At 71.6% G+C, this 22,086-nt stretch carries 17 protein-coding genes and 1 pseudogene; 15 read left to right on the forward strand and 3 right to left on the reverse strand.

Annotation, left to right across the window (positions count from 1 at the left end):
- From B1H55_RS12795 to purQ, 4 genes and pseudogenes are all read left to right on the forward strand, one after another.
- Nucleotides 1-365, forward strand: a pseudogene (locus tag B1H55_RS12795) (hypothetical protein); the annotation flags it as partial.
- Nucleotides 366-1,310 (forward strand): PsbA protein, encoded by a 945-nt coding sequence (locus B1H55_RS04395; RefSeq protein ID WP_231952732.1) that lies wholly within the window; start codon nucleotides 366-368, stop codon nucleotides 1,308-1,310.
- Nucleotides 1,311-1,564: 254 nt separating this feature from the next.
- Nucleotides 1,565-1,819, forward strand: a complete 255-nt coding sequence (locus tag B1H55_RS04400) for a phosphoribosylformylglycinamidine synthase subunit PurS (RefSeq protein ID WP_077240571.1) — start codon at nucleotides 1,565-1,567, stop codon at nucleotides 1,817-1,819.
- A gap of 3 nt (nucleotides 1,820-1,822) precedes the next feature.
- On the forward strand, nucleotides 1,823-2,536 hold the full coding sequence (gene purQ, locus B1H55_RS04405; RefSeq protein ID WP_073452963.1) for a phosphoribosylformylglycinamidine synthase subunit PurQ: 714 nt from the start codon (nucleotides 1,823-1,825) through the stop codon (nucleotides 2,534-2,536).
- Between the two features lie 565 nt (nucleotides 2,537-3,101).
- On the opposite strand, the gene B1H55_RS04410 is transcribed toward purQ, so the two are convergent.
- Nucleotides 3,102-4,553 (reverse strand): glycosyltransferase, encoded by a 1,452-nt coding sequence (locus B1H55_RS04410; protein WP_073452965.1) that lies wholly within the window; start codon nucleotides 4,551-4,553, stop codon nucleotides 3,102-3,104.
- A 175-nt stretch (nucleotides 4,554-4,728) separates the two neighbouring features.
- Between B1H55_RS04410 and purL the strand changes: the two genes are divergently transcribed.
- Nucleotides 4,729-7,101, forward strand: a complete 2,373-nt coding sequence (gene purL, locus B1H55_RS04415) for a phosphoribosylformylglycinamidine synthase subunit PurL (RefSeq protein ID WP_077240570.1) — start codon at nucleotides 4,729-4,731, stop codon at nucleotides 7,099-7,101.
- A gap of 58 nt (nucleotides 7,102-7,159) precedes the next feature.
- Here purL and B1H55_RS04420 read toward each other — a convergent pair whose 3' ends face one another.
- Entirely contained in the window at nucleotides 7,160-7,936 is a 777-nt protein-coding gene (locus tag B1H55_RS04420) for a TetR/AcrR family transcriptional regulator (RefSeq protein WP_077240569.1), read from the reverse strand.
- 130 nt (nucleotides 7,937-8,066) lie between these two features.
- On the opposite strand from B1H55_RS04420, the gene B1H55_RS04425 reads away from it, so the two are divergent.
- The 4 genes from B1H55_RS04425 (at nucleotide 8,067) to B1H55_RS04440 (ending at nucleotide 12,848) form a co-directional block, all read left to right on the forward strand.
- Nucleotides 8,067-8,816: an ABC transporter ATP-binding protein gene (locus B1H55_RS04425; protein ID WP_077240568.1), complete on the forward strand. Its 750-nt coding sequence runs from the start codon at nucleotides 8,067-8,069 to the stop codon at nucleotides 8,814-8,816.
- Nucleotides 8,813-9,547: an ABC transporter permease gene (locus B1H55_RS04430; protein ID WP_077240567.1), complete on the forward strand. Its 735-nt coding sequence runs from the start codon at nucleotides 8,813-8,815 to the stop codon at nucleotides 9,545-9,547. Before B1H55_RS04425 ends, B1H55_RS04430 begins: the two co-directional genes overlap by 4 nt.
- Nucleotides 9,548-9,825: 278 nt before the next feature.
- Nucleotides 9,826-12,156 carry a glycogen debranching protein gene (locus tag B1H55_RS04435; protein ID WP_077240566.1) on the forward strand — a complete coding sequence of 777 codons (2,331 nt, stop codon included), beginning with the start codon at nucleotides 9,826-9,828 and terminating at the stop codon, nucleotides 12,154-12,156.
- 218 nt (nucleotides 12,157-12,374) lie between these two features.
- Nucleotides 12,375-12,848: a cupin domain-containing protein gene (locus B1H55_RS04440; RefSeq protein ID WP_073452975.1), complete on the forward strand. Its 474-nt coding sequence runs from the start codon at nucleotides 12,375-12,377 to the stop codon at nucleotides 12,846-12,848.
- Nucleotides 12,849-13,015: 167 nt separating this feature from the next.
- On the opposite strand, the gene B1H55_RS04445 is transcribed toward B1H55_RS04440, so the two are convergent.
- Entirely contained in the window at nucleotides 13,016-13,933 is a 918-nt protein-coding gene (locus tag B1H55_RS04445; protein ID WP_073452977.1) for a hypothetical protein, read from the reverse strand.
- Between the two features lie 424 nt (nucleotides 13,934-14,357).
- On the opposite strand from B1H55_RS04445, the gene gdhA reads away from it, so the two are divergent.
- The 6 genes from gdhA to B1H55_RS04475 all read left to right on the forward strand — a co-directional run bounded on the left by gdhA (nucleotide 14,358) and on the right by B1H55_RS04475 (nucleotide 22,039).
- Nucleotides 14,358-15,695, forward strand: coding sequence for an NADP-specific glutamate dehydrogenase (gdhA, locus tag B1H55_RS04450; RefSeq protein WP_073452979.1), 1,338 nt, complete (start codon nucleotides 14,358-14,360; stop codon nucleotides 15,693-15,695).
- A 244-nt stretch (nucleotides 15,696-15,939) separates the two neighbouring features.
- Complete coding sequence (locus tag B1H55_RS04455) at nucleotides 15,940-16,710, forward strand: DeoR/GlpR family DNA-binding transcription regulator (protein WP_077240565.1); 771 nt, start codon at nucleotides 15,940-15,942, stop codon at nucleotides 16,708-16,710.
- Nucleotides 16,707-17,711 carry a 1-phosphofructokinase family hexose kinase gene (locus B1H55_RS04460; protein ID WP_073452983.1) on the forward strand — a complete coding sequence of 335 codons (1,005 nt, stop codon included), beginning with the start codon at nucleotides 16,707-16,709 and terminating at the stop codon, nucleotides 17,709-17,711. The genes B1H55_RS04455 and B1H55_RS04460 overlap by 4 nt, the downstream gene beginning before the upstream one ends.
- Nucleotides 17,712-17,808: 97 nt before the next feature.
- A complete protein-coding gene (locus B1H55_RS04465) occupies nucleotides 17,809-19,881 on the forward strand; it encodes a PTS fructose transporter subunit IIABC (RefSeq protein WP_073452985.1) in 2,073 nt (690 codons plus the stop codon).
- Between the two features lie 121 nt (nucleotides 19,882-20,002).
- Nucleotides 20,003-20,404 (forward strand): sterol carrier family protein, encoded by a 402-nt coding sequence (locus B1H55_RS04470; protein ID WP_073452987.1) that lies wholly within the window; start codon nucleotides 20,003-20,005, stop codon nucleotides 20,402-20,404.
- Nucleotides 20,405-20,449: 45 nt separating this feature from the next.
- On the forward strand, nucleotides 20,450-22,039 hold the full coding sequence (locus B1H55_RS04475; protein WP_077240564.1) for an RNB domain-containing ribonuclease: 1,590 nt from the start codon (nucleotides 20,450-20,452) through the stop codon (nucleotides 22,037-22,039).
- Nucleotides 22,040-22,086: the final 47 nt, after the last annotated feature.

Below are 22,086 nucleotides of genomic sequence, written 5' to 3' on the forward strand. Positions count from 1 at the left end.
GCGCCGCGGCCGCCCGCACGCGCGCCGCGGCCCCGGTCGGCGCCGCGGGCGCCCCCGGTCGGCCCACCGCCCCCGGTCGGCCCACCGCCCCCGGTGCCGAGCTGACCGTCATCCCCTCCGGCAGCTCCACCGCCATCGCGCTGCCCGAGCCCACCGGTCGCCGCGAGCTCACCGCCCTCGACGTCGTCTCCGGCCCCGTCTCCTCAGCGCTGGCCTCGACATCCCTGGGCCGGGCCGCCGACGAGCGCCTCTCCGGGACCACGACCGGGGAGTCCCTCCTGCGACTCGGTCAGATCCTCGTGGCCGCCTTCGGCTTCCTCCTCATCGCCCTCGGCCTGGCCTCCATCCTCGGGCAGGTGATCTGAGTGACCCCGCCCATCGGCCGCGACCGGCGGCCGGCCTCCGAGCGCGGTCCCGTCAACTGGGGCCAGTCACGGCCCTCGAAGGGCTCCGGCGGGCGCCGGCGCACCACGTGGTCCGAGGCAGAGATCATCGACGCCGACGAGGACCTGGGCCTCGGCGAGGACCTTGGCCGTGCCCCTCGCCCCGGCTCCGGCATCACCGACGACGCCCCCTCCAACGCCGACGGGCCCGGCGCCCACCGTTCCGAGGGCCCGGCCCCCTCCAGCCGGTCCCGCAATCCCCGGGGCACCGACTGGGGCGTCGGGCGCGGCCGCTCCACGGAGCCCACGCCCCTGCAACGGGCCCGCACACCCTGGCCGGCCTCCGTCCTGCGCCAGCGCCTGGCGGGGATCGCTTGCGCCCTCGTCGGCCTCCTCCTGGCCACCACCTCGGCGATGCGCCTGGCCACGGCCGCCAACGACGGGCACCCCTGGGTGCCGCCCTGGCTCGTCGTCGTCCTGGGAGGCGCGGGACTCGTCTCCGCCGCCGGGTACCTCGCCTGGGCCGGGGGCACGCCCGTGCGCGGCGAGGCGCAGCGCTGGGAGCCCACGGTCGTGGATGTGGCCGCCGGGCTGACCACCGGCGAGGTCGACGTCGCCGATCCCCAGCGCCTGCTCGCCTCCGGAGCTGACAGCGAGCCCGTCGGCTTCGCCCCCGCGGGGGCGGGGCCGCGCGTCGCCGTCGGCTCGGGCCCCCGGCCCCTCATGGGGACCTCCACGGTGGACCAGTCGAGTCAGGCCCCCGCCGGCGTGGCGGGCGCCGTCGGCGGCTTCATGCTCGCCGCCGCCGTGGTCTGCGCGATCATTGCCCTCGTACTGGGGCCCGCCTGGCTCATCGGCACCTGCGCCCTGGCCATCGGCGGCATCCTCGCCCTCAAGCTCGCCGGCGACTGGCTCGGCCGCATCTAGGGCCCCGCGCCGCCACCAGGGCCGGGTCAGGCCACCGGCGCCCATCGAGTGCTGCCGAGTGCAGCGATCCGCTCCGAGAGGTGCGGGCAGGACGCACCGGTCGGAGCGCATCGCACCGGTCAGGGGAGAGCGCACCAGCGAGGGCGAACCGGCGAACCGCACCCGTGTCCGCCCGTGCTGTCACTCCTGCTGGCGCGGGCGCGGACTGGTTACACTGATCGCGCCGCACTTCCCTCAACTCCCAGGAGAGCACATTGGGACGCATCGTCGTTGAAGTCATGCCCAAGCCGGAGATCCTCGACCCGCAGGGCAAGGCCGTCATGGGGAGCCTGCCCAGGATCGGCCTCACCGGATTCACCGGAGTGCGGCAGGGCCGCCGCTTCGAGCTCGCCGTCGAGGGGCCCGTCACTCAGGAGCACCTCGACGACGCCGCCCAGGCCGCCAGCACCCTGCTGTCCAACCCCATCATCGAGGACGTCGTCTCCATCCGCCCGCTCCAGGAGGACTGAGCCGTGAGTGACAGCCCCGTCGGCGCCCGCATCGGAGTCATCACCTTCCCCGGCACCCTCGACGACGTCGATGCCGCCCGCGCCATCCGCCTGGCCGGCGGCGAGGCCGTGAGCCTGTGGCACAAGGACGCCGACCTGAGGGGCGTGGACGCCGTCGTCGTCCCCGGCGGCTTCTCCTACGGCGACTACCTGCGCTGCGGCGCCATCGCCCGTTTCGCGCCCGTCATGGGCGAGGTCATCAACGCGGCCGGCGCCGGGATGCCGGTCCTGGGCATCTGCAACGGCTTCCAGATCCTCGCCGAGGCGCACCTGCTCCCCGGCGCTCTCATCCGCAACGACCACCAGAAGTTCTACTGCCGCGAGCAGCGCCTGCGCGTGGAGTCGACGACGACCGCCTGGACGGCGTCCATGGACGACGGCGAGGAGATCGTCGTTCCGCTCAAGAACGGCGAGGGCAACTTCATCGCCTCCCCCGAGGAGCTCGACCGCCTCGAGGGCGAGGGCCTCGTCGTCTTCCGCTACATCGACAACCCCAACGGCTCGGCGAGGGGCATCGCCGGGGTGAGGAACGAGCGCGGGAATGTCGTCGGCCTCATGCCCCACCCCGAGCACGCGGTGGAGCCGGGTTTCGGCCCCGACTCGCCCGCCGGCCCCCGGACCGGCACAGACGGCCTGCGGATCTTCCAGTCGGTCATCAGCTCCCTCGTGGCCGCCTGAGCCGCTTCTCATCGATCCGCCCCGGTGGGAGCGCCGCGCGCCCACCGGGGCGGATCGCGTACCCGGCAGGATGAGAGGGCCGGGCAGTGGGGCGCCCGGCTGCGCGTGGAGCATGAGCGGGAACCTGTGAGAAGCCTGGGAGTTATCCACAAGGTCGCCCGGTGGGCTGTGGACAAGCCTGTGTTGATCGCTCTGAGACCGAAGTGCCGGAATCGTGTCGGCATCGTGATCGGGGAGGAATGGCCCCATATCCGGGCCGGCTTCTCGGGCGTCCCCTCGGAATGGCGGCCTGCTGCGGGAAACGGGGCTCCCGGAGTTCAAAACGTGAGGAAAACCGCATAATCTCGGGGATTTGACCAATCCTGGCAAGACCCTGTACGCACCCTGAAAAGAGACTTGTGCCCCCGCGTGCGGTACATACGGGGGCACAATCGTGGGTGTGAGGGCGCCTTCACAGGCGGAGGCCCGCTATCTCTCGGCTCGTCCTCCACTGCGCACATGCCTGTGGAGGAAGCCTGTGGAAAACTCTGGGGGAAGGCGCGCGCCCGACCGCTGGGGCCGGGCCTCAGGACCTCTCAAGGGCCGCCGCGAGGGCGTCGAGGACCTGTAGGAGATGCCGGTCCGGCAGGAAGGAGCGGCGCACCGACTCGTGCGCCGTCGCCCCCATCTCCGCCGCCCGCTCGGGGAAGAGCAGCAGGTCCGCCACGGCCTGAGCCCAAGCAGCGCCGTCATGCGGATCCACGAGGACGCCGTCGACGCCGTCGGTCACCTGCGTGCGGATCCCCCCGACGCCGGAGGCCACCACGGGGGCCTTCTTCCACATCGCCTCGGCCACCGTCAGCCCGAAGGCCTCGACGATCGAGCGCTGGGTGACCACCGAACTCACTCGCTGCACGGCGTTGACCACGAGGGCGTTGACCTCCCGGTCCTGGGCGGGCACCGCCGCGATGTGGATGCGCGAGCGCGCTGCCGCGGGGAGGAGCTCGACGGCCTCGACGACCTCGTCCAGCACCCGCGCCGCTGCGGTGCCGCTCCCGGGGCGAGGGCCCACCAGCAGCAGGTGCGCGTCGTCGGGGAGGGCCCCGAGGTTCTCCGCGAAGGCGATCGCCACCTCCCTCATGCCCTTGAGCCGGTCCCAGCGCGAGACCTGCGTGATCGTCCGCGCCCCCAGCGGTACCGGGCCCCCGGCGCGCATGACGCCGCCCTCGCCGCCCTCGGCCGCCGCCCGGAGCGCGTCGGTCCGGCCGTCACCGCGGATGAAGGGGAAGGCGTCGAAGGGGGGCTCGCCGTCGAAGATCCCCGCCAGGCGCGCGATCGACCAGGCCTCGTCCATGTCGAGCACGCGGTTCTTGGGGCTGTCGGGGTTGATGGAGGGCGGGATGACGGCGCAGGCCTCGGGCTCGGTGAAGGGGGGCCGGTACTCCTCGCAGGAGACGATCACGTAGTCCGCATCCTCCAAGTAGCGGTCCAGGAAGGCCCAGGCGCGCTGGGCGTCCTCGACTCCCTCGGGGCCGGCGGTGGCGAGGTCCGCGCCCGCGTGGCAGCGCCACACGACGACGGCGCCCGCCGCCTTGAGCGGGCGCGCCAGGCCGGCGGTCGCGGGATCGTGGAGGATGACGATGTCGCCCTCGCGGACATCCCCGGCGATGTTCTCCGCATTGGACGCCAGCGTGTGCTCGTAGAGGTCGCGCTCCTTGTCCCCCAGGCGGCCGCGGTCCCCGATGTCCCCGTGGATCCACGAGTGCAGGCGCCCGCTGAGGGCGGTGAACTCCGCCGGTGCGTCCAGGCACAGCCATCGGGCGTCGACGTCCAGGCCGCGGGCATAGCCCACCAGGGGGGCCACGGTCTCCACGGGGCCGGCGCCCGCCTGGTCCGTGGGGGTCACGGTCCACAGGGCGCGCCCCTCCAGGAGCGCCTGAGCGGCCGCCGCACCGTCGCGGAGCCGGTGCGCGGCGACCTCGTCGAGGTGGGGCTCGAGCTCGGACAGGGGCAGTGGAGCGACGTCGATGGTTCTCATGGCACGATCTTGCCCTGTCCGCGTGTGAGAGGGCGCACCTTTGGGGCGCGTCTTCATCTCGAATCGCCGAGCGCGCCCCTCGACCGGCTCACCTGGGGGACCCATGACCGGCCGCTCCCACCTGCCGGGTATCCTCGGTCGTGGCCCCCTCCCGCTCACCCCCAGGAGCAGCCGCATGGCTCACACAGCCCGCACCGCTGAGACCGCCCCCCGCCCCGTGGAGCACCCCGACACCGTCGCCGACGCCGCGGCGACGCCCGATCAGGCGATGCCCTGGGCCGAGCTCGGCCTCAAGGCCGACGAGTACGAGGACATCAAGCGCCTCCTCGGCCGCCGCCCCACTACCGCCGAGCTCGCCATGTACTCGGTCATGTGGTCCGAGCACTGCTCCTACAAGTCCTCCAAGAAGCACCTGCGGCAGTTCGGCGCCAAGGTCACCCCTGAGATGAAGAAGCACCTGCTCGTCGGCATGGGGGAGAACGCCGGCGTCGTCGACATCGGCGACGGCTGGGCCGTCACCTACAAGGTCGAGTCCCACAACCACCCCAGCTTCGTGGAGCCCTACCAGGGCGCCGCCACCGGCGTGGGCGGGATCGTCCGCGACATCATCTCCATGGGAGCCCGGCCCGTGGCCGTCATGGATCAACTGCGCTTCGGCGCCGTAGACCACCCTGATACTGCCCGCGTCGTCCACGGCGTCGTGGCGGGTGTGGGCGGCTACGGCAACTGCCTGGGCCTGCCCAATATCGGCGGTGAGACCGAGTTCGACTCCTCCTACCAGGAGAACCCCCTGGTCAACGCCCTGTGCGTCGGCGTGCTGCGCCACGAGGACATCCACCTAGCCAACGCCTCCGGGGCAGGCAATCAGGTGGTGCTCTTTGGGGCGCGCACCGGCGGCGACGGCATCGGCGGGGCCTCCATCCTGGCTTCTGAGTCCTTTGAGGACGGCATGCCCGCCAAGCGCCCCAGTGTGCAGGTGGGCGACCCCTTCATGGAGAAGGTTCTGATCGAATGCTGCCTGGACCTATTCCAGGCGGGGCTAGTCCTCGGCATTCAAGACCTTGGCGCTGCCGGTATCTCCTGCGCCACCAGTGAGCTCGCCTCTAACGGAGACGGCGGCATGCACGTGGACCTGGAGAATGTCCTGCTGCGCGACCCCACCCTCACTGCGGGCGAGATCCTCATGAGCGAGTCGCAGGAGCGCATGATGGCCGTCGTCGCCCCCGACAGGCTCGACGACTTCATGGCCGTCATCGACAAGTGGGACGTCGAGGCCGCCGTCATCGGCGAGGTCAACGGCTCCGGCCGCCTGACCATCGACCACTTCGGGGAGCGCATCGTGGATGTGGACCCGCGCACGGTCGCCCACGAGGGCCCCACCTACGACCGCCCCTACGCGCGCCCCTCCTGGCAGGACGCCCTCAATGCGGATACCACCGCGCGCCTGCCCCGACCCGAGAGTGCCCAGGACCTCGCCGAGCAGATCCGCGCGCTCGTGACCAGCCCCAATCAGGCCTCGCCCGCCTGGGTCACCGACCAGTACGACCGCTTCGTGCGCGGTGACACCGCCCTGGCCCAGCCCGACGACGCCGGTGTCATCCGCGTGGACGAGGCCACCGGCCGGGGCATCGCCATCGCCACCGACGCCAACGGCCGCTTCACCAAGCTCGACCCGGCCACCGGCGCCGCCCAGGCCCTGGCCGAGTCCTACCGCAATGTCTGCACGGTGGGCGCCCGGCCCCTAGCCGTCACCGACTGCCTCAACTTCGGCTCTCCCGAGGACCCTGACGCCATGTGGCAGCTTGTGCAGGCCATCACCGGTTTGGCCGACGCCTGCCAAGAGATGGGCGTGCCCGTCACCGGCGGTAACGTCTCCCTGTACAACTCTCACGGCAAGGTCAAGGGTCTGATTGACTCCTCCATCAACCCCACCCCCGTGGTGGGCGTGCTGGGCGTCATGGACGACGTGCGTCGCGCCAACCCCTCCGGCTGGCACGAAGAGGGCCTGGCGGTGGTGGCCCTGGGGGTCACCGCCGCGGAGCTTGACGGCTCCGCTTGGTCCCGCATCATTCACGACCACCTGGGCGGCCTGCCGCCGCACGTGGACCTGGCCGCAGAAATGGCTTTAGGGCGAGTGCTGCTGGCCCTCTCCGCGGCAGATCTGCCCGACGACGGCGGCCGGGTGCTGCGGGCTGCCCACGACCTGTCCAACGGCGGCCTAATCCAGTCCTTGGTAGACGCTGTACTGCGCAGTGGCGTGGGCGCCAGCATTGATTTGGGCCAAATCCAGGGGCGTGACCAGGTGGACGACTTCACCGCCCTGTTCTCCGAGTCCGGTGCCCGGGCCCTGGTGGCCGTGCCGGAGGTGGCCCTGCGGGTGGTGGCCGCCGCCGCTGAGGCAGAGGGTGTGGCTTGGGCGCGGATCGGCACCACCGGCGGCGACCTGCTGGTAGTCACCGGCACCGACCTGCTGGCTGAAGCGCCGTTGGTTCTGGAGCTTTCCGAGCTGCGCGACGCCGTCGAGGCCACCCTGCCCGCGTTGTTCTGACGGCGTGCCTTGGCCTCCTGGCCGAGGCCTTGGCCAAGACAGTCGATGCCCCTCGGTGCTACTCGAGGCGGGTCAGGGAGTCCCCCAGGCTCTCGAGGAGGCGGGCGGCGTGAGTGAATATGTCCTTGGCGTTCTCCGGCCCCAGGATCGCCGAGTAGAGCCCGGCCATGGAGAAGACCGAGCTCATGATGAATGCGAAGGCCTGGTGCTCTGGCCCAGGCTCCTGCCCATCGGTCTTGACACAGAGCCGAGCGGCGGCCTGCAGCAGTTCGCTGATGTGCCTGGCGGTGTGGGCGCGGCCCACCGGGTTACGGATGGCGAACAGGATGATCTCCAGGGCGAAGGTGATGTCGACGGTGCCCCCTTCGCGGCACATCTCCTCCCACGTCTGGGGTGTGGTGCCGTTGACGTAGTGCTCGGACAGCTGCTCCTGCTGAAGCTCGTAGTGGCGGTCGGCAGCCGCTAGGAGGAGCTCCTCCTTGGAGGAGAAGGAACCGTAGATCGCCCCCTTGGTGAACCTTGCCTCGGCTGCGATATCGGCCATCGAGGCGCCCGCGAAGCCCTTGGCGGCCACCACCCGCTTCGTGGCTGCGAGGATCTCCTCCTGGGTGGAAGTACGGTCCCGCTTCAGCCGACCTGAGGCGGCGTCAGCTTTCTTCGTCAGGGTATCGGCGGCCTCCTGAAGCTGGCGCGAGACCTGGTTGAAGGCTCGGGCTTGGGCGGTGGTGCTGGTGTCGAGCGCATCGCGGGTGAGTGCGCGGGCGAGGCTGCCGACAGCTTGCGTCAGGTCGTGCAGGGCGTCGGTTACCCCGGGTGACTGTTCCGAGTCGCTCATTCCCACATGATACCGAACGGTATGCGGGTTGGTGTAAGTGGATTGGGTTGAGAAAGGTCTTGCCTGCCCTCGCCTCTAGTGATACCTTACGGGATATATCGAACGGTATGGTATCTGCAAGAGGAGAGTCATGAGTCTCAATGTGACACACCTGTGCCGCACCTTTCCCACCCGGCACGGTCCCGTGCAGGCCAATATCGACCTGAGTCTTGAAGTGCCTGCCGGGCATGTACACTGCCTGCTCGGCCACAACGGTGCTGGCAAGACCACCCTCATCCGCCAGATCGTCGGCCTGCTGCGCCCCACCTCGGGGAACATCTACCTAGACGGTCACGACCTCGTCGCACGCCCGGAGGTTGCCCGAAGCCTGGTGAGCGTCCAGGCGCAAGGGACAGTTCCTGTCTCCGGGTTAGCTCCCCGCAAGGCGATCGAACTCGTTGGCCGCCTGCGTGGCCTATCGCGAGCCGAGAGCAAGCGCCGGGCCGCCGTGCTGATCGAGGCCCTCGACATTGGCGAGTGGGCTGACCGCGTCAGCCAGACCCTCTCCGGCGGGGTGGCGCGCCTGACCGCCTTCGCCATGGCCGTGGTTGCCCCCGGCAAGCTAGTGGCCCTCGACGAGCCCACCAATGACGTCGACCCGGTGCGTCGCCAACTGCTGTGGCGGCAGGTCAGGGAGGTGGCGGACGCCGGGGCTGCCATCCTGCTCGTGACCCACAACGTGCGCGAAGCCGAGACCGCCGTCGACCGCCTGACCCTCCTCGACCACGGACGGGTTATCGCAGAAGGCTCCCGCGCCGAGCTGTTTAGTGGGCCCGACGCGCCGCCCAGCCTGGAAGACCTATACCTCCAGCTAACCCAGCAAGCCGAGGAGTCCCAATGAGAACCCTTAGGCAGTTCGGCTTGTTCATGCAGTGGCAGTTGCGCCGCCAGGCCATGGCCCTGCCCGTCTACCTAGCCCTGCAGGTCATCATCGCTGCCGCTATCACCCTTGGCTACGGCCTGATCGTCGGGGACGTGGACCACCGCACTAGCCTGCTCCTGAGCACCGCCTCCATGACCGTCTGCCTGCTGATGCTCGGGCTGGTGGTAGCCCCGCAGACCGTGGCCGACACCCGTGCCGAGGGCGGGTACGAGTGGATGCTCACCCTGCCCGTTCCCCGGGCTGCTTTCGTTCTGGGGGACATGTTGGTGTGGATAGCCCTGGCCCTGCCGGGACTGATCTCCTGCGTACTGGTGGCCGGCTGGCGGTACGGGCTGGAGTTCTCACCCAGCTGGTCCGTGGTGCCAGCCGTACTGCTGGTGGCATTTTGCGCTACCGCTATCGGTTACGTCCCTGCCGTCACCTTCGGCAAGGTCGGCACGCTTATGTGTACCCAGGTCTTCATCATGGGCACGATGCTGTTCACCCCCATCGCCTACCCGGCTGAACGGCTGCCCGCCTGGGGGCGGAGCCTGCACGAGTGGTTGCCCTTCGAATCTATGGGGCACCTGGTGCGTGGCGGGATGTCCCCGCAGGAGTTTCCGGTCGATTCGCGGCCGTGGGCCGTGGTGGCCTGCTGGGCGGTGGCGGGGTTTACGGCCTCGCTGGTCATGCTGCGCCGTCGCCGCTGAGCGGAGGAGGCTGAGGGCCTGCAAGTACCAGAGTCAATGGCGGCAGACGGGCACTGTGATTCCAATGGATCCGCCCATCCAGGGGTAGTCAGGCCTGGTGGATGAGGTCGGTGCTGCTGCGGGGGCGCGGGGCAGTTATCCACCGGAACTAAGGGTCGCCCTACCGGTTTCGCGAGCCATATGTCCCGATCTTGCGGCACCGATGCCCCGATCTCGCGGCGGGCGTAGGAGCCAGCTTCGCCACAGCGCTCCCGCCGTCGCAATGCGATGATGGCGGCATGGCAACACCCTCCGCAATTGCAGAATCCACCTGGGCCACCGCGACCTGGCCCCTGGGCGCCCACCCTGACACTGACGGCGACACCACCTTCGCCGTCTACGCGCCCGCCGCCACCCGCCTCCAGCTGGAGATCTACCCCCAGGCCCTGGGTGCCACCGCCTCCGCCACCTTCCTGCCCGCCAAGGGCAGCGACGGCGTCTGGCGCGCCCGCCTCTCCGACGCCCCCGCCGGCACCCTCTTCGGCTACCGCGCCTGGGGCCCCAACTGGTCCTACGAGGAGTCCTGGACCCCCGGCTCCACCACCGGCTTCAACGCCGACCTAGACGAACAGGGCAACCGCTTCAACCCCAACAAGGTCCTCTTCGACCCCTACGCCCGCGAAGTCACCCACAACGTCTACACCGACGCTCTAGCGGAACTAGGCGTCAACGACGGCGTGCTGGGCACCGGCGGGGAACTGGTGGACGGCGTGCCCCGCCGCCAGATCGACACCGCCCCCTACGCGCCCAAGGGCGTCGTCGTCGCCGATGCCACCCCCATGGCGCCCAAGCCCGAGCTACCGCAGGAGCGGGCCATCATCTACGAGGCCTCCATCAGGCAACTCACCGGCCACCCCTCCGCCGCTCACCTAGCCGACCTCCTGCACGGACAGGCCGGTTTTGCGGGCCTAGCGAATATTCCCGCCGAGTACCTGGGCACCTACAAAGGCGCCGGAATGCTGGCGCCGTACCTCAAATCCATCGGCGTCACCACCATTGAGTTGCTGCCCGTCCACGAGACCAACAACTCCGAGTCCTGCCGACCGGGCAAGACCAACGCCTGGGGCTACATGACCCTGTCCTTCTTCGCCCCCAACCGCCAGTACTCCTCCGACAAGTCCTGGGGCGGACCCACCCGCGAATTCAAACAGATGATCTCCGCCTTCCACACCGCCGGCCTGGAGGTGTACCTGGACGTCGTCTACAACCACACTGCTGAGGGCGGCAACTGGGGTGGGGACGTCAACACCACCGGCTTCACCAGCCTGGGCGGATTCGCCACCGCCGAGTACTACCAGATGACCGACTCCAAGATGCTCGTGGATGGCGCCACCGGCACCTCCAACCAGCTGAACTACTCCTCCCCGGTGGCCCGCCAACTCGTCCTGGACTCCCTGGGCTACTGGTGCCGCGACATGGGCGTGGACGGCTTCCGCTTCGACCTGGCCACCGTGCTGGGCCGCAAGCCCGGCGCCGCCGCCGCCGAGGACTGGGGCGCCCAGAAGCGCTTCTTCACCGACCATCCGCTGCTCACCGCCATCGCCGACCTGGCCGAGCAGGAGAACATCGAGGTCATCGCTGAGGCCTGGGACCTGTGGGGTTACGAGGTCGGCAACTTCCCGCGCGGCTGGGGCGAGTGGAACGGCCGCTACCGCGACGCCGTGCGCCGCTTCACCAAGGGTGACGGCAACACCATCGATTTCCTGGACATGGTGAACGGCGACTACCACCACTTCGCCGACAACGGCGGACCGCAGAAGTCCGTGAACTTCATTGTGGCCCATGACGGCTTCAACCTGGCCGACCTGGTCTCCTACCAGAACAAGTCCAACGACCAGCCCGACCCCTTTGGCCCCTCCGATGGCGGCAACGACAACAACCTGTCATGGGACAGTGGCGGCGACCAATCCTTGCGCCGCGTGCGCCTGCGCAACCTGTGGACCATCCTCATGCTCTCGCGCGGCGTCCCCATGATCGTGGCCGGAGACGAGCTGGGCCGCACCCAGAACGGCAACAACAACCCGTGGGCCATCGACACCGCCGCCATGCGCAACAACTACGCGATGCTGGCCACGAGCGACCCGCAGGGCGTGCCCGTCGAGGCGGGCGTCGAGGCCTCCTACCACAACAACCTTGGCACTTTCGACGCGCCCAGCGGCAGTGTCAACCCGCTCTTCCGCTTCGCGCGCTTCCTCATGCGCCTGCGCCACGACCACCCCGCCCTGCACCAGGCCTCCTGGGGCGACGACCAGGTCGGCGGCGACGACGTCTCCTACCTCTTCCGGACCCCGAGCGGCGAGGGCTCGCCGCAGGAGGGCGATCGGGCCCTGCGCGTCCTCATCGACGGCCCCGGCGAGGCCTTCTGCGCCATGATCAACATGGCCGGCGACGCCGTCGCCTTCGAGGTGCCCGGCTATGAGGGCGACGTCCAGTGGCGGCGGATCGCCGATACCGCCGCCTGGGCCGAGCCCGAGTGCAACTGCTGGCCCGAGGGATCCGGGCAGGCGCTCGACGGCGAGGTCGTCGTCGCGCCGTGGTCCGTCGTCATCGTTCACGCGGCCAAGACCTGAGCCGGGGATGCGCTCCCGGCCCGAGGCCACGTGATGGTGGGGCCGCCCCGTGGGGGCGGCCCCACCTCGCTTCCCGCCGGGGTCTCCGGGACGGCGCGCCGGGTGGCCCTGGCGGTGCCTGGCAGTGGCGGCGCCGCGCGCCTAGCGTGTCAAGGGCGCGCGGGCCGAGCGGCTACTCCGGCGGCCCCACCGTCGCCCGAGGAGAATGAGAAGAGCGCATGAGCACGACCAGCGATCCGACCACCGATCCAGCCACTGCCACCCCCGACCCCGCCTTCGAGGCCGTCAACGTCTTCGGCACCGGTGAGCCGAACACGGCCTTCGCCCAGTACTTCAGAGGTCAGTCCTTCCTCCGGCAGATCATCACCGACCCCGAGTGCGCCGTCGGCGTCCACAACGTCACCTTCGCCCCCGGATGCCGCAACAACTGGCACATCCACCACGCCACCACCGGCGGCGGGCAGGTGCTCCTGTGCACCGCGGGCTCGGGCTGGTACCAGGAGGAGGGCGCGGAGCCAGTGCCCATGGCCCCCGGCACGGCGGTTTTCGCGCGGGCCGGCGTCAAGCACTGGCACGGCGCGGCGGCCGACTCGTGGTTCAGCCACATCGCGCTCGCGGTCCCCGGTGAGAACGTCTCCAATGAGTGGCTGGAGCCCGTCGACGAGGACCTCTACAACAGCCTCGGCGCCTGAGACCTCGGATCCGCGGTCCCGCTGTCAATCCTGCTGCCGTGGCGTGCGAGTCATGCGCGGCGGGCGAGGAGGATCGTTGGAATCATGCGGCCTGCTCGCGGGTCCGTGGCGCCGCCGTCCCTCCACGGCAGCAGAAATGACAGCCGGTTCCAGAGGCAGGACGGTTCTCAACGGGAGAGGGTGAAGGGGCCGACTCCACGGGGGACGAGTCGGGTCGCGCCCGGATGCGCCGCGATGACGGCGAGCACCTCGCCCACGAAGCTTCCCGTTCTCACCTGCCTCCCCGTGAAGCGGATGAGGACGAGCCCCAGTCTTGCCACGTCGCGGCTGCGGGCGTCATCCTGCTCCAGCGACCACATATCCGAGTGGTAGTCGAAACCATCGAGCTCGATCACCAGCCACCCGTTGACGACGAGGTCGACCTCGCCAATGCCTCGGATGACGACGCCCTCGTCGACTTCGAGCCCCGCTGCCCGCAGGCGCAGCCGGGCGAGCGTTTCGATCGGGCTGCGCGATCGGGTTGAGGTCATTGCCAGGCGGCGACGACCGGTGTCGAATCGAGGGGGCGAGAGGAGGGCGATCAGCTCGGGCAGCGTCACAGTGCCCTGCTTCAGCGGCGCATCGGCGGCGGCGATGGCGAGCTCGTCATCCGGATCCCACTGCAGGAGGTCCGCGACGGTCTCGGCGAGTGGGAGAACGGGATAGGCGGTGACCTCTGGAAGCGCGAGCCCCCGCCTGCTCCGGAGGCGCTCGCGGCCCAGAGGACTCATCCGCCCGCCGTGGGGAATGACGATGGTGATTGGCCCGAGGCGGCTGGGCAGCGGGAGCTGGTGGTACGCGGCGGCATGGTGGCCGGCGATGACTCCTCCGTGGATACGAGCGAGCAGGACGAGACGGCTGCAACCGGGCAGCGAGAGAGTCCCATGCCGGTGGAGCTCGAGGTCGCCCCCATCGATGAGGGCGTCAATGCGACGTCGGTCCGCGCGGGTCGGATGGAGGTCCGCGCGGCGAACCGCGCCATGGCAATCGCGCACGCGGGCCAGGAGCCGCTCATCGGGATCGGCTCCCGTGGGGAATGGGGCCATGGGAGGAGTCTGCCTGATCCGGGTACGGCGGGCAGGATGTTGGAGCGCTGGGCTTGTAGGGCCTCTTGATCGGTCCGGGCGCCCTTTCGTCAATCCTGCTGCCGTGGCGCGCGCGTCATGCGCGGCGGGCGAGGAGGATCGTTGGAATCATGCGGCCGGCTCGCGGGTCCGTGGCGCCGCCGTCCCTCCACGGCAGCAGAAATGACAGCAACGGCGGTCGCCTCCCGGGGCCTGGGCCGACTGACCCCGGCCCCGGGTCGCAACCGGCCCGGAGGCCCCGGAGCACCGGAAACCGGCTGCGCAGGAAGGCCACTGAGTGAGATCATTCATCTCAGTGAAACGTGGTGGTGGGACTCTTGAATCCGGCACCGGGGCAGAAGCACGGTGCCTTTTGTGAGGACGCGAGTACCCGAAGGAGTCCGTCATGGCTGAAGTCGTTGAGAAGGTCTACGAGCAGGTGGTCGCCCGCAACCGCGGGGAGACCGAGTTCCACCAGGCAGTGCGCGAGGTGCTGGACTCCCTCGCCCCCGTCATCGCCAAGCACCCGCACTACGCCGAGGGCGCTCTCCTCGAGCGCATCGTCGAGCCCGAGCGCCAGGTCATGTTCCGGGTCCCGTGGGTCGATGACACCGGCAGCGTCCAGGTCAACCGCGGCTTCCGCATCGAGTTCAACTCCGCCCTCGGCCCCTACAAGGGCGGCCTGCGCTTCCACCCCAGCGTCAACGCCGGCATCATCAAGTTCCTCGGCTTCGAGCAGATCTTCAAGAACGCCCTGACCAACCAGGCGATCGGCGGCGGCAAGGGCGGAAGCGACTTCGACCCCCACGGCCGCTCCGACGCCGAGGTCATGCGCTTCTGCCAGTCCTTCATGACCGAGCTCTCCCGCCACATCGGCCCGAGCACGGATGTGCCCGCCGGCGACATCGGCGTGGGCGGCCGCGAGATCGGCTACCTCTTCGGCCAGTACAAGCGCCTGCGCAACTCCTACGACGCCGGCGTCCTCACCGGCAAGGGCCTGGGATGGGGCGGCTCCCTCGTGCGCACCGAGGCCACCGGCTACGGCACCGTCCTGTTCGCCCAGTCCATGCTCGCCACCAAGGGCCAGAGCCTGGAGGGCAAGAAGGTCGCGGTCTCCGGCTCCGGGAACGTCGCCATCTACGCCATCGAGAAGGCGCAGCAGCTCGGCGCCTCCCCGATCACCTTCTCCGACTCCTCCGGCTACGTCGTCGACGAAGCCGGCGTGGACCTCGAGCTCCTCAAGCAGGTCAAGGAGGTCGAGCGCGGCCGCGTCGCCGACTACGTCTCCCGCCGCCCCGGCGCCCGCCTCGTGACCGAGGGCCGCGTCTGGGACGTGCCCGTGGACGTCGCCCTGCCCTGCGCCACCCAGAACGAGCTCGACGGCGACAGCGCCACCACGCTGCTGCGAGGCGGCTGCGCCGTCGTCGCCGAGGGCGCCAACATGCCCTCCACCCCCGAGGCCATCGAGGCCTTCCAGGCCGCCGGCATCCTCTACGCCCCCGGCAAGGCCGCCAACGCCGGTGGCGTGGCGACCTCCGCCCTCGAGATGGAGCAGAACGCCGGCCGCACCCGCTGGAGCTTCGAGACCGCCGAGGCCAAGCTCGCCGGCATCATGGCCGACATCCACGACTCCTGCGTGGCCGCCGCCGAGGAGTACGGCCGCCCCGGCGACTACGTCCTGGGCGCCAACGCCGCCGGCTTCACCCGCGTCGCCGACGTCATGATCGCCCACGGGATCGTCTGAGGCCCCTAGTGCCGGATCGGCCGCCCCGCGCCGACCGATCCGGCTCCCGACGGCGCCCGCCACCCTCGGCCGGTGGCGGGCGCCGTCGTGCGCGCCACTCGGGTGTATGGCGTGGATCATATGACGTATCGCCCGAACGGGCGTACGGTTGTGCTTGTTAGGGCTTCATGGTCCGGCTTCAATGCCCGAGCGGGCATTGGGTGGATTCTGGAGCATCCGTGACAGCGTCGTCGAGGAGGGCAGCATGAACGCCGAGAAACGCCAGGCGGGCATCGTCGCCGCCGTCGCCCGCGAGGGCCGCGTCCACGTCACCGAGCTCGCCACCCGCTACGGCGTGACCGTCGAGACCATCCGCCGGGACCTCGGCGCCCTCGACCGCGCCGGAGCCCTGCGCAAGGTTCACGGCGGCGCCGTCCCCGCCCTCGTCAGCGCCTCCCCCGAGACGGGCGTCGCCGAGCGCGAGCTCGCGGCCGCCCCCGCCAAGGCCGCCATCGCCGCCGCCGCCCTCGAGGCCCTGGAGCCGGGCGAGGGGATGAGCATCCTCCTCGACGCCGGGACCACCACCGCCGCGCTCGCCCGTCTCCTGCCCGCGGGCCTCGACCTGCGCGTCATCACCGACTCCCTGCTCATCGCCTCCCTCCTCGCCCCCCGCGAGAGCATCAGCGTGCGCGTCCTGGGGGGACAGGTACGCGGCATGACGCAGGCCGCCGTCGGCCCGGAGGCCCTCGACGCCCTCGCCCACCTGCGGGTCGACGTCACCGTCCTGGGCGCCAACGGGATCAGTGCGGAGCACGGGCTGTCCACGCCCGACCCGGACGAGGCGGCCGTCAAGCGCGCCATGGCGAGAGCCGGGCGCCGCGTCCTCGCCCTGGCCGACGCCTCCAAGATCGGTCAGGAGCACCTCGTCTCCTTCGCCGACACCGCCGACGTCGACCTCCTCATCACCAACGCCCCCCTGCCCGAGCCTCTCGCCAGCCAGCTGTCCACCACAGGAACCGAGGTCCGCATCGCATGATCGTCACGCTCACACCCAATCCCTCGCTCGACCGCACCGTCGCCCTGCCCGGGCCCCTCATCCGCGGTGGCGTCAACCGTCTCACCGGCGTCGTCACGGATCCCGGTGGCAAGGGCGTCAACGTCGCCCGCGTCCTGGTCTCCTCCGGCCTGGAGGCCACCACGGTCCTGCCCGCCGCCGAGCACGACCCCTTGCGCGCCGCCCTCGAGGCCGTCGCCCAGCCCGGCCTGACCGTCAACGCCGTCACCGTGCCGGGCGCCGCGCGCGTCAACACCGCCGTCACCGAGCCCGACGGCACCACCACCAAGATCAACGAGCCCGGAGCCGAGCTCGGCCGGTCCGAGCGGGCCGCCATCGAGGAGGCCCTGCTCGCGGCTGTCAGGGGCGGGGACGGCTCTCTCGGGGCCGACGGCGCCCGATGGGCGATCCTGTCGGGCTCCCTGCCGCCCGGCGCCCCCACCGACTGGTACGCCCGCCTCGTCGCGCTGCTGCGCCCCACAGGCGTGAGCATCGCCGTCGACACCTCGGACGCCCCGCTCGCCGCCCTGGCCGCCGCCCTGCCGGAAGCCGCCCCCGACCTCATCAAGCCCAACGGGGAGGAGCTCGGCCAGCTCGCCGGACTGCCCGCCGAGCGCGCCATGGCCCTGGAGGACGGTGCCCTCGCCGGGGACCTCGCGCCCGTCGTCGATGCCGCCCGCGTCCTCGTCGACCGCGGCGTCACCGCCGTCATGGCCACCCTCGGCCCCGCCGGGGGAGTCCTCGTGACCGCCGAGGGCGCCTGGCACGCCCCGGCCCCGGCCATCGACGTCGTCTCCACCGTCGGCGCGGGGGACTCCTCCGTCGCCGGCTACGTCCTGGCCGACACTCGCGGGGACGGCCCCGCCGAGCGCCTGGCCACCGCCATGCTCTACGGCTCCGCCGCCGCCTCCCTGCCCGGAACCACCCTGCCCACCCCCGCCGACCTGCCCGGCGCCCCGCCAACCGCCACCCGATTCGCCTGAGCGCCCGGCCGCGAGGCCCGCCCCGGCCACCAGCACCCTACGACCCGATGACCCGATCCGCCGGCAGCCCCGGCACCCACCGATCCAAGGAAGCACTATGACCGAGACCATCGACACCGGCGGCGCCGCGCCGCTCATCATCCCCGAGCTCGTCGCGCTCGACGCCAGCCCCGGCTCCGACAAGAGCGACGTCATCACCTACCTGGCCGGAGTCGTCGCGGGGGCCGGGCGGGCCGACGGCCCCGAGGGCCTGGCCGCCGACGCCCTCGCCCGGGAGTCCACCGCCCCGACCGGCATCCCCGGCGGCATCGCCATCCCGCACTGCCGCTCCGAGCACGTGCTCGCCGCCAGCCTCGGATTCGCCCGCCTCGCCGAGCCGGTGGACTTCGGCGCCGCCGACGGCCGTGCCGCCGACCTCATCTTCATGATCGCCGCCCCCGCCGGCGCCGATGACATGCACCTCAAGCTCCTGGCCAAGCTCGCCCGCGGCCTCATGCGCACCGATTTCACCGACGCCCTGCGCAGCGCGGGCAGCGCGGAGGAGGTTGTCCGCATGGTCACCGAGCAGGTCCAGCCCGAGCTGCTCGAGGGCGGCGCGGGCGCTGAGGAGGCGAGCGCTCCCGCCCCCGCCTCCGGAAGCGGCGCCGAGCGCGTCATCGTCGGCGCCACCTCCTGCCCCACCGGCATCGCCCACACCTTCATGGCCGCTGAGGCACTCGAGCAGGCGGGGAAGGACCGCGGCATCACCGTGCGCATCGAGGGCCAGGGCTCGGGCAGGATCGACGCGCTCGACCCCGAGCTCATCAAGCGCGCCGACGCCGTCGTCTTCGCCCACGACCTGCCCATCAAGGGGCGCGAGCGCTTCGCCGGCAAGCCGGTCATCGACGTCGGCGTCAAGGCCGCCGTCAACGACGCCGGGAGCCTCATCGACCGGGCCCTGGCCGCCATCGACGACCCCGCCGCCCAGCGCGTCCCCGCCGACGCCGCGGGCGGCCAGGACGCCGCGGAGGAGGATGAGGGCTCCGTCCACTGGGCCCGGCGCCTCCAGCGCGCCGTCATGACCGGCGTGTCCTACATGATCCCCTTCGTCGCCGCCGGCGGTCTGCTCATCGCTCTCGGGTTCCTCCTGGGCGGCTACGGCGTCGCCCTCACCCCCGACGGCGCCAGCGAGTCCATCGCGGCCTCGGTGGTCAAGGACTACTCGCTCACCAATCCGCCGACGGCCATCGCCGGCGAGGGCATCCACTCGGGGATGCTCCTCTACCTCGGCTCCGTGCTGTTCATGCTCGGTCAGGCCGCCATGGGCTTCCTCGTCCCGGCACTCTCCGGGTACATCGCCTTCGGACTGGCCGGCCGCCCCGGCATCGCCCCCGGCTTCGCCATGGGCGTCGTGGCCACCGCAGTCGGCTCCGGCTTCATCGGCGGCCTTGTGGGAGGCATCCTCGCCGGCTACGTCGCCGCCTGGCTCGCGGGCCTCGCAGTGCCTCGCTGGCTGCGCGGGCTCATGCCCGTCGTCGTCATCCCGCTGGGGACCACGCTGGTCGTGGGCGGGCTCATGTACCTCGTGCTCGGCCGGCCGCTCGCGGCACTCATGACCTCCCTCCAGGACGGGCTGACCTCGATGTCCGGTGGCAGCTCGGCCATCCTCCTGGGCGTCATCCTGGGCCTCATGATGTGCTTCGACCTGGGCGGGCCCGTCAACAAGGCCGCCTACCTCTTCGCCACGGCCGGCCTATCCGCGCAGACAACCGCCTCCTTCGAGATCATGGCGGCCGTCATGGCCGCCGGCATGGTGCCGCCGCTGGCCGTCTCCGTGGCGACCTTCCTGCGCCCCCGCCTGTTCACCAAGGCCGAGGTCGAGAACGGCCGCAGCGCCTGGCTGCTCGGCCTGTCCTTCATCTCCGAGGGCGCCATCCCCTTCGCCGCCGCAGATCCGCTGCGCATCATCCCGGCCACCATGGCCGGCGGCGCCGTCACCGGCGCGCTGTCCATGGCCCTCCACGTGGGCTCCCGAGCTCCCCATGGCGGCCTCTTCGTGGCCTTCGCCATCACCAACGTGGTGGGCTTCCTCCTGGCGATCCTCGCCGGCGTGGTGGTGACCTCCGCGCTCGTGGTGGTCCTCAAGGGCCTCGGGCACCGCAAGGCGGCTGCGGCCGCAGTCGCCGCCTGAGCGCCGCGCCCTGCCCGCGCCCTGCCAGCGCCCTGCTGGCGCCCCGGGCCCCGCTCGCCGTCGTCGCGAGTGGGGCCCGGGGCGTTCTGCGCATCCAGTGCGCCCCGGGTATCTTCAACCCATGCCGGCACGACGACGCATCGACCCCGCCGACGGCGCCTCCGCCGTCCGCGCCTGGGCCGCCGCCGGCGCCGGCGCGGGGGAGGGGGGCCAGGAACGATCGGCTGCCGTCGACCGCCGCACCCTCGCCACCGCCGTGCGCTACACGCTCGAGGAGCTCGCCGCCTGCGCTCCCGGCCGCAGCGTCGAAGTCCGCGTCCCGCCCTACGGCGCCACCCAGGCCGTCGCCGGGACCACTCACCGGCGCGGCACCCCGCCCAGCGTCGTCGAGACCGACGCCACCACCTGGCTCGCCCTGGCCACCGGCCGCCTGGCCTGGGAGGACGCCACGGACTCGGGGGCCCTGATGGCCTCCGGGGAGCGCTGCGACCTCAGCCCCTACCTGCCCCTCATGCGCGCCTGACCCCGCCTCCACCGGCGCGCCCCGCCGAGGCGGTAGGTTCGCCCCATGAGTCGCGCCCGCCTCAGCAGCTTCGCCGCACCGCCCGGACCCGTCGTCGCCGCCCTCGCCGCCCTGCGGGAGCGCTACGAGGTCCCCGATCCCGGCGCCGAGGGATTCCCCGCCGACGCGCTCGCGGAGGCCGAGGCGGCCGCCGCCGCATGGCGGGCCGACGGCCCGGCGCGCCTCCTGGCCGGGGGCGCCCGCGACGCCCGCGACCTGCCCCTGGTCACCATCGACCCGCCCGGCTCCATGGACCTCGACCAGGCCATCGCCCTGGAGCACCTCGATGCCGACGCGCTCCCGGGGCCCGCTCCGGCGAATGGGGAAGCCCCCGGGCTGCGCGGGGCGGCCTCCGACCCGGGCGCGGGGGAGGCCGTCTACCGCGTCTCCTACGCCATCGCCTCCCTGGCCACCTTCGTCACCCCCGGCGGGAGCCTCGACGCCGAGCTGGCGCGCCGCGGGGAGACCGTCTACCTGCCCGACGCCCCCACGCCCCTGCACCCGCCCGTCCTCGCCCACGGCGCCGCCTCCCTCCTGCCAGACCAGGAGCGCCCCGCCTGCCTGTGGACCATCGACCTCGACGCCACCGGCGCCGTCGCCGCAGCCCGCGTGGAGCGGGCGCTCGTGCGCTCACGCGCGCGCCTGACCTACCAGGAGGTCCAGGCCGCCCTCGATGACGGCGCGCCCCTGCCCGACGCCGTCCCCACTGAGCTTCCCGCGCTGCTGGCCGCCGTTGGCGAGCTGCGGCAGGATCAGGAGGCCGCCCGCGGAGGCGTTTCCCTGCCCGCGCCGGAGCACGAGATCGAGCGCGACGGCGAGGCCTATCGCCTCGCCTTCCGCGTGCCGGTCGCCGTCGAGGGCTTCAACGCCCAGATCTCCCTGCTCACCGGGATCTGCGCCGCGCGAATCATGGTGGACGCCGGCCTCGGCATCCTGCGCACCATGCCGCCCGCCGCCGAGGAGGACAGGCGCCGGCTGCGCCGCGTCGCCCGGGCGCTGCGCATCGATTGGCCCGATTCCCTGCCGTACGCCGAGCTCGTGCGCGGCCTGGACGCCTCCGACCCCGCGCACCTGGCCTTCATGGACCACGCCCTCACCCTCTTCCGCGGCTCGGGCTACCTCGCCCTCCTGCCCGGCAGTGACCCGCTCGCCGACGACGAGGCCCAGCACGCGGCCATCGCCGCCCGCTACGCTCATGTCACCGCGCCGCTGCGCAGGCTCGTCGACCGCTACGGCCTCGAGGCCTGCCTCGCCGCCTGCAACGGGCGCGGCGCGCCGGACTGGGTGGTGGAGGCGCTGCCGGGCCTGCCCGAGGCGATGGCCGTGACGGGGCGGCGGGCGAACGCAGCCTCCAGGGGCGCCATCGACGCCATCGAGGCCCTCGTCCTGGCCGGACACGAGGGGGAGGTCTTCGACGCCGTGATCACCTCCGAGCGCGACGGGCGCGGCGAGGTCATGCTCGACGATCCGGCGGTGCTCGGCACGGTCGTCGGCCGGAGCCTGCCCGTCGGCCAGGACGTGCGCGTCCGGCTCGAATCGGTCGACGTCGCCGCCGGCAGGACGCGCTTCCGGCTGGAACTGGAAGCGGAGGGGTGAGCGCGGCGCCGGGCCCTCGGAGCCGGGTCGCTCTCGGCGGCGGGCGC

The sequence above is a fragment of the Actinomyces denticolens genome (genome assembly GCF_002072185.1).
In the GTDB taxonomy this organism is placed as follows: Bacteria; Actinomycetota; Actinomycetes; order Actinomycetales; family Actinomycetaceae; genus Actinomyces; species Actinomyces denticolens.

Bases quoted from the DNA above. Each gene is read 5' to 3' on its own strand.
- B1H55_RS04410 (WP_073452965.1), bottom strand. From the start codon at position 4,553: ATGAGAACCATCGACGTCGCTCCACTGCCCCTGTCCGAGCTCGAGCCC.
- purL (WP_077240570.1), top strand. From the start codon at position 4,729: ATGGCTCACACAGCCCGCACCGCTGAGACCGCCCCCCGCCCCGTGGAG.
- B1H55_RS04420 (WP_077240569.1), bottom strand. From the start codon at position 7,936: ATGAGCGACTCGGAACAGTCACCCGGGGTAACCGACGCCCTGCACGAC.
- B1H55_RS04425 (WP_077240568.1), top strand. From the start codon at position 8,067: ATGAGTCTCAATGTGACACACCTGTGCCGCACCTTTCCCACCCGGCAC.
- B1H55_RS04430 (WP_077240567.1), top strand. From the start codon at position 8,813: ATGAGAACCCTTAGGCAGTTCGGCTTGTTCATGCAGTGGCAGTTGCGC.
- B1H55_RS04435 (WP_077240566.1), top strand. From the start codon at position 9,826: ATGGCAACACCCTCCGCAATTGCAGAATCCACCTGGGCCACCGCGACC.
- B1H55_RS04440 (WP_073452975.1), top strand. From the start codon at position 12,375: ATGAGCACGACCAGCGATCCGACCACCGATCCAGCCACTGCCACCCCC.
- B1H55_RS04445 (WP_073452977.1), bottom strand. From the start codon at position 13,933: ATGGCCCCATTCCCCACGGGAGCCGATCCCGATGAGCGGCTCCTGGCC.
- gdhA (WP_073452979.1), top strand. From the start codon at position 14,358: ATGGCTGAAGTCGTTGAGAAGGTCTACGAGCAGGTGGTCGCCCGCAAC.
- B1H55_RS04455 (WP_077240565.1), top strand. From the start codon at position 15,940: ATGAACGCCGAGAAACGCCAGGCGGGCATCGTCGCCGCCGTCGCCCGC.
- B1H55_RS04460 (WP_073452983.1), top strand. From the start codon at position 16,707: ATGATCGTCACGCTCACACCCAATCCCTCGCTCGACCGCACCGTCGCC.
- B1H55_RS04465 (WP_073452985.1), top strand. From the start codon at position 17,809: ATGACCGAGACCATCGACACCGGCGGCGCCGCGCCGCTCATCATCCCC.
- B1H55_RS04470 (WP_073452987.1), top strand. From the start codon at position 20,003: ATGCCGGCACGACGACGCATCGACCCCGCCGACGGCGCCTCCGCCGTC.
- B1H55_RS04475 (WP_077240564.1), top strand. From the start codon at position 20,450: ATGAGTCGCGCCCGCCTCAGCAGCTTCGCCGCACCGCCCGGACCCGTC.